10 protein-coding genes are annotated in these 12,755 nt (G+C 66.3%); 5 read left to right on the top strand and 5 right to left on the bottom strand.

What is annotated here, in order from left to right:
- Nucleotides 1-20 precede the first annotated feature (20 nt).
- The 5 genes from JQ566_RS11975 to JQ566_RS11955 form a co-directional block, all read right to left on the bottom strand.
- Nucleotides 21-938: a metallophosphoesterase gene (locus tag JQ566_RS11975; protein WP_212372430.1), complete on the bottom strand. Its 918-nt coding sequence runs from the start codon at nucleotides 936-938 to the stop codon at nucleotides 21-23.
- A gap of 129 nt (nucleotides 939-1,067) precedes the next feature.
- Nucleotides 1,068-2,126 carry a Holliday junction branch migration DNA helicase RuvB gene (ruvB, locus tag JQ566_RS11970; RefSeq protein WP_349643318.1) on the bottom strand — a complete coding sequence of 353 codons (1,059 nt, stop codon included), beginning with the start codon at nucleotides 2,124-2,126 and terminating at the stop codon, nucleotides 1,068-1,070.
- A gap of 127 nt (nucleotides 2,127-2,253) precedes the next feature.
- Entirely contained in the window at nucleotides 2,254-2,871 is a 618-nt protein-coding gene (gene ruvA / locus JQ566_RS11965; RefSeq protein WP_212372429.1) for a Holliday junction branch migration protein RuvA, read from the bottom strand.
- Nucleotides 2,868-3,395, bottom strand: coding sequence for a crossover junction endodeoxyribonuclease RuvC (gene ruvC, locus JQ566_RS11960; protein WP_212372428.1), 528 nt, complete (start codon nucleotides 3,393-3,395; stop codon nucleotides 2,868-2,870). The genes ruvA and ruvC overlap by 4 nt, the downstream gene beginning before the upstream one ends.
- A 210-nt stretch (nucleotides 3,396-3,605) precedes the next feature.
- Nucleotides 3,606-4,352, bottom strand: coding sequence for a YebC/PmpR family DNA-binding transcriptional regulator (locus JQ566_RS11955; protein WP_212372427.1), 747 nt, complete (start codon nucleotides 4,350-4,352; stop codon nucleotides 3,606-3,608).
- Nucleotides 4,353-4,555: 203 nt separating this feature from the next.
- Here JQ566_RS11955 and JQ566_RS11950 point away from each other — a divergent pair, with 203 nt between their 5' ends.
- The 5 genes from JQ566_RS11950 to JQ566_RS11930 all read left to right on the top strand — a co-directional run bounded on the left by JQ566_RS11950 (nucleotide 4,556) and on the right by JQ566_RS11930 (nucleotide 12,557).
- Nucleotides 4,556-6,304 carry a methyl-accepting chemotaxis protein gene (locus JQ566_RS11950; protein ID WP_212372426.1) on the top strand — a complete coding sequence of 583 codons (1,749 nt, stop codon included), beginning with the start codon at nucleotides 4,556-4,558 and terminating at the stop codon, nucleotides 6,302-6,304.
- Nucleotides 6,305-6,413: 109 nt separating this feature from the next.
- Nucleotides 6,414-7,838 carry a methyl-accepting chemotaxis protein gene (locus JQ566_RS11945; RefSeq protein ID WP_212372425.1) on the top strand — a complete coding sequence of 475 codons (1,425 nt, stop codon included), beginning with the start codon at nucleotides 6,414-6,416 and terminating at the stop codon, nucleotides 7,836-7,838.
- Nucleotides 7,839-8,575: 737 nt separating this feature from the next.
- Nucleotides 8,576-9,040, top strand: coding sequence for a (2Fe-2S)-binding protein (locus tag JQ566_RS11940; RefSeq protein WP_212372424.1), 465 nt, complete (start codon nucleotides 8,576-8,578; stop codon nucleotides 9,038-9,040).
- An 8-nt stretch (nucleotides 9,041-9,048) separates the two neighbouring features.
- Nucleotides 9,049-11,217, top strand: coding sequence for a xanthine dehydrogenase family protein molybdopterin-binding subunit (locus JQ566_RS11935; RefSeq protein ID WP_212372423.1), 2,169 nt, complete (start codon nucleotides 9,049-9,051; stop codon nucleotides 11,215-11,217).
- Complete coding sequence (locus tag JQ566_RS11930) at nucleotides 11,214-12,557, top strand: c-type cytochrome (protein ID WP_212372422.1); 1,344 nt, start codon at nucleotides 11,214-11,216, stop codon at nucleotides 12,555-12,557. Before JQ566_RS11935 ends, JQ566_RS11930 begins: the two co-directional genes overlap by 4 nt.
- The last annotated feature ends 198 nt before the right edge of the window (nucleotides 12,558-12,755 follow it).

Genomic DNA, 12,755 nt, shown 5'->3' with positions numbered 1-12,755 from the left:
GCTCGCTCGAAATTTGACAGCTACGCCACCACCGGCGCCCGCCCCAGCGTCACCTCGACGATCTCCGGCGGCACGCCGACGCGGAGCGGCATGATGCTGCAACCGAGGCCGCCGGAGATGATGACGTCGCATTTCAGCCTGACATGACCATAGGCGAGGCGGACGCCTTGCTGCGGCGGAACCGCGGGGGACCAGCCGAGCAGGCGGACCTGACCGCCATGGGTGTGGCCGGACAGTTGCAGCGCGACGCGCGCGGGCACGCGCGGCGCGATGTTGGGCTCATGCGCGAGCAGGATGATGGGCGCATCGTCCGTGACCTTGGCGAGCGTCGCATTGAGATCGTCGGCACCGAAGCGCACCATGCTCCGAAACCGGCGCGCCGGCAGGAAGGCGAGCTGATCGCCGAGGCCGGCGAGCCAGAACGGACGGCCGTCCTTAGTAAGGCGCACGACATCGTTCTCGTAGACGGGGATGCCGGCCGCCTCCAGCGCACGATGCGCGACGGTCGCCCCCTGCCCGGCCCGCTGCACCGTCCTGTCATCCCAATAGTCGTGGTTGCCCATGACGGCGTGGACGCCGAGCGGCGCCTTGAGGCCAGCGAGCACCCTCGCCCATTCGCTCGACGGAATGAAGCGCGTGACCTGATGCAGGCCGGCGACATAATCGCCGAGCAGCACGATGAGGTCGGCGTTCAGCGCGTTGGTGCGGTCGACAATGGCCGCGATCCGGTCCAGCGGCATCCAGGGGTCGCAGGCGTGGATGTCGGCGATGACGGCGATCTTCAGCGGAAGATCCGCCGGCCATTGCCGCGGCGTCGGATGATAGCGGGTGACGCGGAGCCGCAGCATCGGCTCGACGCCGACGCCATAGGCCGCGGTCGAGACGCCGAGGGCGGAAAGGCCGCCGATGGAACGGATGAGATGACGGCGCGTGATCATGGAAGCCCGATGGTGATGCGGCGTCTTGATGATATCCGATTGGAGCGGAATTGGGGTGCGCTCGTGCAGATCGTCTGCACGAGATTACCGAAAATTCATCAAAGCCGGAACGGCGAATGTTTCAGCAGCTCACTCGTCGCCGTCATCCGTGCCGAACAGGCCGAACTGCGCCGCCGCATCGCGCGAGGGTTCGGCGATGCCGAGATGGCGGAAGGCGTGCGAGGTCAGCAGGCGGCCGCGGGGCGTGCGCTGCAGATAGCCGCACTGGATCAGATAAGGCTCGATGATGTCCTCGATGGCATCGCGCGGCTCCGACAAGGCCGCGGCCATGGTCTCGACGCCGACCGGGCCGCCGCCATAGTTGAGCGCGATGGTCGAGAGATAGCGGCGGTCCATGGCGTCAAGCCCTGCGGCATCGACCTCGAGCGCGCTCAGCGCGTGGTCAGCGATCTTGCGGTCGATCTTGTCGGCATCGGCAGCCGAAGCGAAATCGCGCACACGGCGGAGCAGGCGCCCGGCGATGCGCGGCGTGCCGCGGGCGCGGCGCGCGATCTCGTTGGCGCCGTCCGCGCTCATGCCGACATTGAGCACGCGCGCGCCGCGGCTGACGATGCTCTCGAGTTCTTCAATGGTGTAGAAATTGAGCCGGACCGGGATGCCGAAGCGATCGCGCAAGGGATTGGTGAGCAGGCCGGCGCGCGTGGTGGCGCCGACGAGGGTGAATTTCGACAGCTCGATCTTCACCGAGCGCGCCGCCGGGCCCTCGCCGATGATGAGGTCGAGCTGGAAATCCTCCATCGCAGGATAAAGCACTTCCTCCACCGCCGGGCTGAGGCGATGGATCTCGTCGATGAAGAGCACGTCACGCTCTTCGAGATTGGTGAGGAGCGCGGCGAGATCGCCGGCCTTGGCGATGACGGGACCCGACGTGGCGCGAAAGCCGACGCCGAGCTCTTTCGCCACGATCTGCGCCAGCGTGGTCTTGCCGAGGCCCGGGGGACCTACGAACAACACATGATCCAGCGCCTCGCCGCGCTTGCGCGCCGCCTCGATGAAGATCGAGAGGTTCTTGCGCGCCTGCTGCTGGCCGACGAAATCGGTCAGCGACTGCGGACGCAGCGCGGTGTCGCCGACATCATCGCTGCGGCGCTCGGGCGAGACCATGCGGCTGGCCTTGGGATCGCTCACTCAGCGAACTCCTCGTAGGGTGGGCAAAGGCGCTCTTCGCGCCGTGCCCACCATATCTCTCCAATCGCTCCGAAAGTGGTGGGCACGCTGCGCTTTGCCCACCCTACGAGACTGACCATCGACGCGCTCACTTCGCAAGCTCCTTCAGGCCGAGGCGAATGAGCTGCGCCGTCTCGGCGTTCTCACCCGCACTGCGCGAGGCCGAGGCAATCGCCGCGGCGGCCTGCGGCTGGCCATAGCCGAGATTGACCAGCGCGGAGATCGCATCCGCCACCGGGCGTGGCGCGCGCTGGTCGTCGACGGCGCCGGCAAGATGCACCACGTGCGGATCGACATTGGCGAAGGCCGGCGCCTTGTCCTTCAATTCGGTGACGATGCGCTCGGCGACCTTGGGGCCGACGCCGGGCGTGCGCGACACCGCGGCCTTGTCGCGCAGCGCGATCGCGTTGGCGAGATCGGAAGGCTGTAACGTGCCGAGCACCGCGAGCGCGACCTTGGCGCCGACGCCCTGCACGGTTTGGAGCAGACGAAACCATTCGCGCTCCTGGTCGGTGCGGAAGCCGAACAGTTTTATCTGATCCTCGCGGACATAGGTCTCGATCGACAGCACGGCCGCTTCGCCGGGCGACGGTAGATGCTGCAAGGTGCGCGACGAGCAGTGCACCTGGTAGCCGACGCCGCCGACGTCGAGGATGACAAAATCCTCGCCGTAGGAATCGATCAGGCCCTTGAGCTTGCCGATCATATCCCCACCACCTTCAGCCGGAGCGCCGTGCTCTGGCGGTGATGGGCGTGGGTGATGGCGATGGCGAGCGCGTCGGCAGCGTCGGCGGACGGCGGCTCGGCTTTCGGCAGCAATATCTTCAGCATCATCGCGATCTGTTGCTTGTCGGCGTGGCCGGCGCCGACCACCGTCTTCTTGACCTGGTTCGGCGCGTATTCGGCGACAGAGATGCCGAACATTGCGGGCGCCAGCATGGCGACGCCGCGGGCCTGGCCGAGCTTCAGCGTCGCGACACCGTCCTTGTTGACGAAGGTCTGCTCGACCGCGGCTTCCATCGGCTGGTGATTGGACAAAACGGCCGCGAGCCCTTCATGGATCGCGAGCAGCCGGCCCGACAGCGGCAGGTCGTCCGGCGGTTCCACCGAGCCGCAGGCGACGTAGATCAGGCGATTGCCCTCGGCCTCGATCACGCCCCAGCCGGTGCGGCGCAGGCCGGGGTCGATGCCGATGATGCGAACGGGGCCACGAATCGGGAGCGCAGTCATGGGCCAGTGATAGCGGCTGGCCGCGGGATGCGAAACAGAAACAGAACGGAAGTAACAGGGGAAGTGGGGTCTCATGCCCCGGGCGCAGCGCAGCACGAAGTGATGCGCGGCTGAACCGGGGCCCATGTTGCCTCCAGCGCGCACGGCGCTGTGGGTCCCGGCTCCGCGTCGCACCGCTTCGCGCTGCGCCGCGTCCGGGACACGCGAGCCCTACCCGCCCATCTTCGCAACAAGCGTGTCCGACACCTCGAAATTGGCGTAGACGTTCTGGACGTCGTCGTGCTCGTTGAGCAGGTCCATCAGCTTGAGCAGCTTCTCGCCGGTCTCGTCGTCCACGGCGACCGTGTTCTGCGGCTTCCAGATCAGCGCGGCCTTGCGCGGCTCGCCGAACTTGGCTTCCAGCGCCTTGGCGACATCGCGATAGCTTTCGGTCGAGGCGTAGATCTCATGGCCGCCCTCGCCGGAAACGACGTCGTCTGCGCCGGCTTCGATTGCGGCATCCAGCACCGCATCGTCGGAGGCGACGCTGCGGTCGTATTCGATGATGCCGGTGCGGTCGAACATGAAGGACACCGAGCCGGTTTCGCCGAGATTGCCGCCGGACTTGGTGAAGAAGGAGCGGATGTCGGACGCGGCGCGGTTGCGGTTGTCGGTCAGTGCCTCGACGATGACGGCGACGCCGCCGGGGCCATAACCCTCGTAGCGGATCTCGTCATAGTTCTCGCCGTCGCTGCCGAGCGCCTTCTTGATGGCGCGCTCGATATTGTCCTTCGGCATGTTCTCCTGCCGCGCGGCGATCACGGCGGCGCGCAGGCGCGGGTTCATGGCGGGGTCGGGCGTGCCGAGCTTGGCGGCGACGGTGATTTCCCGCGCCAGCTTGCCGAACAGTTTCGACTTCTGGGCATCCTGCCGCCCCTTGCGGTGCATGATGTTCTTGAATTGGGAATGTCCGGCCATGCGTGGTCTCGTAAGGAATCGCGCCAAGGTGTGAGCGTGGGAAGCGCGGCCTTATAGGCCGTCCACCCACCGGAATGAAAGAGGCTCTACGACTTTAAGGTAACACCGTACTGGCCCGTGCCTAGAGGTCGGGCACCGTTAACCCTGATTTCATTCCGGGCTGCGAAAATAGCGCCCGACCGTTCCCCGACAAGAGAGAGCTGATGGCATTCGGACTGTTTCGGAAGCGTCTGCCCGATATGGCGGCGCCGGCGGCCACCCCGCAGGCTGCGCAGCCAGGGGCCATTGCCGAGCCCGTCCCGGCCGGCGAGGGCGATTCGGCCAAGGAAATCCTGGAACTGCTGGAACTCGAGCTCGGGGCCATGATTCGCCAGCTCGAACGTGCCGCCAATTCGGTGGCCGGCGGCGCCGAGGCGACCGCCACGACGCTTGCCGCCATTCGCGACCGCACCGACGCCCTGACCGGCCGCACCAACGCGGCGCAGTCGACCGCCTCCACCTTCGCCCATGCCGCCGACAAGTTCACCCAGTCCGCCCTGGGCATCGGGGCGCAGGTCCGCGAAGCCGGCAAGCTCGCCGACGAGGCCAGCGCCGCGGCGCAGGAAGCCCGCGCCAATGTCGACCGCCTGCGCGAGTCCTCCGCCGCCATCAGCAATGTCGTCAATCTGATCGCGCAGATCGCGCGGCAGACCACGCTGCTCGCACTCAACTCGACCATCGAGGCCGCGCGCGCGGGCGATGCGGGCAGAGGCTTTGCTGTCGTCGCCACCGAGGTCAAGGCGCTCGCGGTGCAGACGCAAGGAGCGACGGAAGAAATCACCAGGAAGATCGACGCGCTGCAGCGCGACGCCGCAGGCTCGGCGGATGCCGTGCACCGCATCTCGCAGGCGATCGAGGCGATCCGCCCGGTGTTCGACACCGTCAACGGCGCGGTCGCCGAGCAGAACGCCACGACGAGCGAAGTCTCCGGCAATGCCGCCAGCGCCTCGGAGTTCATCGTCTCGGTCGGCGAGAGCGCGGCCGAGATCGATGCCGCGACCAAGGCCGCCGAGACCCATGGCGAGAGCGTCGCCAGTGCCGGCAAGGCCGTCACCACTTTTGCTCAAAAGCTGAAATCGCGCTGCGCCGTGCTGCTGCGCCAGAGCGAGCACGACGACCGCCGCAAGACCGAGCGGCTGCCCTGCCATCTCAAATTCGAGACCACGCGCGGCACGATGCCGGTCTATGAAATCGCGATGGAGGGCGTGCTGATCGGCGGCACGGACGCCGGCCGGCTTGCAGCGCAAGCAACGGTCGAAGGCAACCTCGAAGACATCGGCGCCTGCCGCCTGCGCGTGGTCGAGCAATCCAAGGCCGGCGCCCGCGCGCAATTCGTTGGTCCCACCGCCGCGCTCAACGCGAAGATCGAGGACAAGCTCTGGTCGATCCATGAGGAGAACACGGAGTTCGTCACCCGCGCCTTGGAGGCGGGCAATGCGCTGACCAAGATATTCGAGCAGGCGCTCGCGCGCGGCGAGGTCAAGATCGAAGACCTCTTCGACATGGACTATTTGGAAATCGCGGGCACCAATCCGCAGCAATACCGCACGAAATATCTCGACTGGGCCGACCGCGCCCTGCCGCCGTTCCAGGAAGCTTTTCTGGCGAGGGAGCCGCGGATGGCGTTCTGCGCCATGGTCGATCGCAACGGCTTTCTGCCGGTGCACAACAAGATCTATTCGCATCCGCAGCGGCCGGGCGACGTCGCCTGGAACATGGCCAACAGCCGCAACCGGCGCATCTTCAACGATCCGGCGGGGCTCGCCGCCGCGCACAACCTGCGTTCGTACCTGGTCCAGAGCTATGCACGCGACATGGGCAACGGGAACACGGTGATGATGCGCGAGATCGACGTCCCGATCCGCGTGCAGGGCCGGCACTGGGGCGGATTTCGCACGGCTTACAAGCTGTAGTGCACGCTCAGGCAAGACGCCGGCCCCGAATCATCCTCTAAGTCGCAAATTGGAATGGGAATGCCGCGGAGGGCCGGCGAACGGCTCTGACTGGAGGAAGCCCCAAGACATGTCCGCCGCACAATTTGCAGTATTGGACACCGGATCCAACCGGACGCTCGCCGAACGGCTGATCGACCAGCTCGCCGACCGCATCGGCGGCCTTGGCGTCGAGCTCGCCGACATTGCCGGCAACGTCCAGGAAGTCGCGAACCGCGTCGCCAACCAGTCGGAGCGGTTCCACCACCTCCAGAAGACGGCGGAGACGATGGTCTCGGCCAACCACGACATCGCCAATGCATCGCAGGCGGTGCAAACCACGACGTCGGCGGCGGTCGGCGAGATCGCGCAGTCGCGCAGCGCCGTCGACACCGCGGTCAGCCACATCTCCGAGCTCGTCGCAGCCGTGGAGCGGATCGAGGCGCGCCTGAGCGCCGTCGGCTCGGCGCTGGCGCAGGTGGCAAAGGTATCCGGCTCGATCGAGGCGATCGCGAAGCAGACCAATCTGCTTGCGCTCAACGCCACCATCGAAGCGGCCCGCGCCGGCAATGCCGGCCGCGGCTTTGCGGTGGTTGCAAGCGAGGTCAAGAACCTCGCGGAGGCCACCCGCCAGGCCACGCACCAGATCTCCGACACCGTGCGCGACCTCGACGGCCAGATCGAAGGCCTGATCGGCGAGAGCAGCGACGCTTCGCAGCGCGCCAAGACCGCCGGCGAAGGCGCGCAAGCGATCTCCGGCATCATCTCACGGGTGCAGCAGGGCTTCGCCTCCGTGGAGGCGGAGATCGGCAGCGTCACGCGCGCGGCGACCTCCAACCTCGGGCATTGCGACACCGTCATCAGCGAGCTCAACGAGCTCGCCAAGGGCGTCGACCTCTCCTCGCGCGACCTCAAGAACGCCGACGAGCGGGTGGCGAATCTGCTCGACGCCTCCGAAGGCCTGATCGCGCTGATCGCCGACAGCGGCGTGGAGACGTCGGACGCGCCGCTGATCCGTATCGTCGTCGACACCGCGAAACGGATTTCGGCGGAGTTCGAGGCCGCGATCGACCGCGGCGAGATCACGCTCGACCAGCTCATGGACGAGAACTACCGCGAGATATCAGGCACCGATCCGAAGCAGTACCTGACCAGCTACGTCGCGTTCACCGACCGCGTGCTGCCCGCGATCCAGGATCCGATCCAGAAATCCGATCCCCGCATCGTGTTCTGCGTCGCCTGGGCCAGGGGCGGGTACCTGCCGACCCACAATCCGAACTACCGCCTGCCGCAGGGCAAGGACCCGGTCTGGAACAACGCCAACTGCCGCAACCGCCGCCTGTTCACCGACCGCGCGGTGAAGAAGGTCGCGGCCAACACGAAACCGTTCCTGCTGCAGACCTATCGCCGCGACATGGGCGGCGGGCAGTTCGTGCTGATGAAGGACCTGTCCTCGCCGATCGTGATTCGCGGCAGGCACTGGGGCGCCTTCCGGATGGGTTTTCGGCAGGGCTGACGGTTCTCGCGACCGCGCTCCGGCCTCCCCAAGGCAAAAAGTTCGAAAACAACCCCATGCACAGTAGCCGGGGTGCGCGGAATCAATGGCTTACGCCGGCAGGCCATGGCGCGCGTTGACTCGTCGGGCAAAACAGGGGCATAATACTATTATTCCGAAATTGCACATATGAGCTTGGCGGGGCCTGAGCGCGCGCCTCGTCCTTCGAGACGACCGCTTCGCGGTCCCCTCTCCATGAACCACCTGTCAGACGACGTCTGGCAGGTGGTTCATGGTTCCATGTGCAGCGTCCGCTTTCGGCGCTGACGGCTCAGGATAAGGCTGAGCCGCATCGGTGCTCGTCAAAACTACGGCCGCACACTCGGTCCTCATCCTGAGGGCCCGCCAACGGCGGGCGTCTCGAAGGATGGCCGCAAGCAAGGACGTGCTGCCGCCTGACTTTTCCCAATCGCACGAATTTCGTCATCGCATGATTTTGCGCATTCGCACGACCGTCTGCGGTGATCGACGACGCGCGCGACGAAAATGCGTCAAAACATGATGATTATCATATCAAATAGCCCACAATCTTCGCAGCGATCGCCGCACAAATTCGTGAACGTCATGGCCAGAGGCTTCAACCGCGCAAATATGCATTGCCGGAAATTTCGATGCTTCATCGTTTCGCATCGATATGAGGGTCGCGCAAAGTTCGTCGACGTGATCGCCGCAAGCGATCGTCGAGCAAAGGAATGCATATGGCAACTGTTCTCACCATCAACGGCGAAACGAAATCCTTCGACGCGCCACCTGACATGCCGCTGCTGTGGGTGCTGCGCGACATCCTCGGCATGACCGGCACCAAGTTCGGCTGCGGCATCGCGCAATGCGGCGCCTGCACGGTGCATGTCGACGGCAAGGCGGTGCGCTCCTGCGTGCTGCCGGTGAGCGCGGTCGAGAACCGCACTGTGACCACCATCGAACATGTCGGCAGCACGCCGGCGGGCGCGAAGGTGCAGAAGGCCTGGCTGGAGGCCGAAGTGATCCAGTGCGGCTATTGCCAGTCCGGCCAGATCATGGCGGCTGCGGCGCTGCTGGCGGCAACGCCCAACCCTGATGATTCCGACATCGACGCCGCGATGGCCGGCAACATCTGCCGCTGCGGCACTTATGTGCGCATCCGCGAGGCCATCAAGCAGGCCGCCAACGGCCGCCAGTCCTGAGGTTCGCCATGAATGCACATCACAGCGTCTCCCGCCGCGCAGTTCTGACCGGCGGCCTCGCCACCGGCTTCCTGCTCGCCTTCCATCTGCCGCTGCGCGCCGCCGTCAACGAGCCGGTGCAGCCGCGCGACACCACCGAGGGCAAGTTCGCGCCCAATGCCTTCATCCGCATCGACAAGACCGGCCGCACCGTGCTGATGATGCCGCAGGTCGAGATGGGCCAGGGCACCTATACCTCGATCTCCGCCGTGCTCGCCGAGGAGCTCGATGCCGACTGGAGCAAGGTCGAGGTTCAGCACGCCCCGCCGAACGACAAGCTCTACGGCAATCCGACCTTTGGCCTGCAGGTCACCGGCAATTCCAACTCGATCCGCGCCTGGTGGCTGCCGCTGCGCCAGGCCGGCGCCACCGCGCGCGCGATGCTGGTGCAGGCCGCGGCCATCCAGTGGGGCGTCGAACCTGCAAGCTGCACCGCGTCGAAGGGCGAGGTCGCGCATGCCGCCAGCGGCCGCAAGCTCGGTTACGGCGAACTGGCGCTCGCAGCCCAGGGCCAGACGCCACCAAAGGACGTCGCCATCAAGGATCCCCGGGATTTCGTCCTCATCGGCCAGCCGCTGAAGCGGCTCGATACGCCCGACAAGGTCAACGGCAAGGCCATCTACGGCATCGACGCGATCCTGCCCGGGATGAAGTTCGCGACCGTCGCGGCCTGCCCGGTGTTCGGCGGCAAGGTCGGCAAGGTCGACGACAGCGCTGCGGTGAAGCTGCCCGGCGTGCGCAAGGTCGTGGTGCTCGACGACATGGTCGCCGTGATCGGCGACCACATGTGGGCGGCGAAGAAGGGCCTCGAAGCACTCAAGATCGAGTGGAACGAGGGACCGAACGCTGAGATCACCACGAAAGATATCTGGGAGGATCTGCGCAAGGCCAGCCAGAAGGACGGCGCAGTCGCAAAATCCGACGGCGACATCGCCAAGGCGCTGGCGAGCGGCGACAGGTTCGAGGCGGCCTACGAGCTGCCGTTCCTGGCGCACGCCTCGATGGAGCCGATCAACGCCACCGTTCACGTCAGGCCGGATGCCTGCGAGATCTGGACCGGCACGCAGATCATGACGCGTGTGCAGTCCGAAGCGGCGAAGGCCGCGGGCCTGCCGGTGGACAAGGTGATCGTCAACAATCACCTCCTCGGCGGCGGCTTCGGCCGCAAGCTCGAGCCCGACATGGTGATCGCGGCGGTCAAGATCGCAAGACAGGTCGACTACCCCGTGAAGGTGGTGTGGACCCGCGAGGAGGACATCCAGCACGACGTCTACCGGCCGGTCTATCGCGACCAGATCACGGCGTCGCTGGTCGACGGCAAGGTCTCAGGGTGGAAGTACAAGGTCGCCGGCTCCGCCGTGCTGGCGCGCTGGCTGCCGCCGGCGTTCCAGAAGGGCATCGACATCGACGCGATCGACGCCGCGGTCGATGCGCCCTACGACTTCGCCAACTTCCACGTCGAATATGTCCGCGCCGAGCCGCTGTCGGTGCCGACAGGCTTCTGGCGCGGCGTCGGCCCGAACAACAACGTGTTCGCGGTCGAATGCGCGATGGACGAGCTCGCGCGCAAGGCCGGCAAGGACCCGATCGAATTCCGCAAGTCCATGCTGACCAAGAACCCGCGCATGCTCGCGGTGCTGGGCCAGGTTGCGGAGAGATCCGGCTGGGGGCAGAAGCTGCCGCCGCGCGTCGGCCGCGGCGTCTGCGTGCAGCCGTCATTCGCAAGCTTCATCGCAACGGTGGTGGAAGCCGAGATCGACGACATCGGCGAGATCACGCTCCGCCGGATCACCTCGGTGGTCGACACCGGCATCGCGGTCAACCCCGACACGGTGAAGGCGCAGATCGAGGGCGGGCTGATCTTCGGCCTCACCGCCGCGCTCTATGGCGAGATCACCATCGACAAGGGCCGCGTGCAGCAGTCGAACTTCCACGACTACCGCATGATGCGCATCAACGAGACGCCGAAGGTCGAGGTGATCGTCGTGAAGAGCGGCGAGGCCCCTGGCGGCATCGGCGAAGCCGGCGTCAATGCAGGGCCGCCGGCGCTGCGCAACGCGATTTACGCGGCAACCGGCGTGGCGCTGCGGCGCCTGCCGATCGATCGGAAACTGCTGGCTGCGGGGAAGAAGGCATGAGCGGCAAGATGCGTATCCTCACCAGCCTCGTTGCGATCGCCATCGTCGCGGTGGCGCTCGGAGTCTGGATCATCCGCGGCCCCGGCCCGCTCGACTTCGCCGGCGGCACCAAGGTGGCGCTGGCAGACTACCGCGCCGGCAAGCCGACCGGCGTGCCGGCCAAGCTGGAAAAAGCGAGCCTGGTCGAACGCGGCGAATATCTGGCGAAGGCAGCCGACTGCATGGTCTGCCACACCAAGCCGGGCGAGAAGGACTATTCCGGCGGGCTCGCTTTCAAGCTGCCGTTCGGCACGCTCTATTCGACCAACATCACGCCGGACAAGGACACCGGCATCGGCAGTTACAGCGACCAGGATTTCCTGAACGCGGTCCAGCACGGCAAGCGCCGTGACGGGGCGCGGCTCTATCCGGCGATGCCGTACACGTCCTACACGTTCATGACGGACGAGGACGTGCTGGCGGTGAAGGCCTATCTGTTCAGCCTGCCGGCGGTGCGCGCCAAGGCGCCCGACAATACGCTGTCGTTCCCGTTCAACCAGCGCTGGGCGATGATGTTCTGGTCGGCCGTGTTCAACCCGGATACGCGCTTTGCGCCTGATACCTCGAAGAGCCCGGAATGGAATCGTGGAGCATATCTCGCCGAGGCGCTGGCGCATTGCGGCGAGTGCCACACGCCGCGCAATCTCGGCTTCGCGCTGGATAACCGCAAGAAGTTCGCCGGCGCCATCACTGCCGGCTGGCGCGCCTTCAACATCTCCTCGGACAAGGCGACAGGTCTCGGCAATTGGAGCGACCAGGATCTGATCGCCTATCTGTCGCTCGGCCACGCGCCGGGCCACGGCTCGGCCTCGGGCCCGATGGGCGAAGCGGTCGACCACAGTTTTAGCCAGTTCGCCCCCGAGGACATCAGCAGCATCGTTGCCTATTTGCGCAGCGTGCCGCCGCAGCCCTCGCCCGACCTGCCGGCGACCACGGCGCCCGTCGCCCCCGCCTCGCACAAGGAAGGCGTGACAGCGGACGCGCGCGGCAAAAAAGTGTTCGCCAGCGCCTGCGCCAGCTGCCATGGCTGGAGCGGCGAAAGCCCGGTCTCGCCGATGGCGACGCTGACCGGCACCTGGGCCGTCAACGACCCCGCCGCCACCAACGTCGCGCAGATCGTGATCTCGGGCACGAAGCGCCATACGCCCGACGGTGCGCTGTCGATGCCGGCGTTCGGCAGCGCGTATACCGACGACGAGATCGCGGCGGTGGCGAACTACGTCACGGCGCGGTTCGGTGCAAAGGGCTCGAAGCTGACGGCGAAGGACGTGGCGGAGTTAAGGGAGCAGACGGCGGAGTAGGCGGGCTGCTCTTACCCTCCCCTGGAGGGGTCCGGGACGAGCGGAGCTCGCCCGTGGGTCGGCTCACATTGAGCGCAGCGAAAATGTGAGACGGGGTGGGGTGACGGTCTCTCTGCATCGAACAGTGCCCGAGTGGAGAGATCACCCCACCCCGCTCGCGCTGCGCGCGATCGACCCTCCCCCTCCAGGGGAGGGTGG

The sequence above is a fragment of the Bradyrhizobium sp. SZCCT0231 genome (genome assembly GCF_018130245.1).
Lineage (GTDB): Bacteria > Pseudomonadota > Alphaproteobacteria > Rhizobiales > Xanthobacteraceae > Bradyrhizobium > Bradyrhizobium japonicum_F.
The sequence above is the reverse complement of the archived record's forward strand: the minus strand, read 5'-3'. Positions and strand labels throughout refer to the sequence as shown.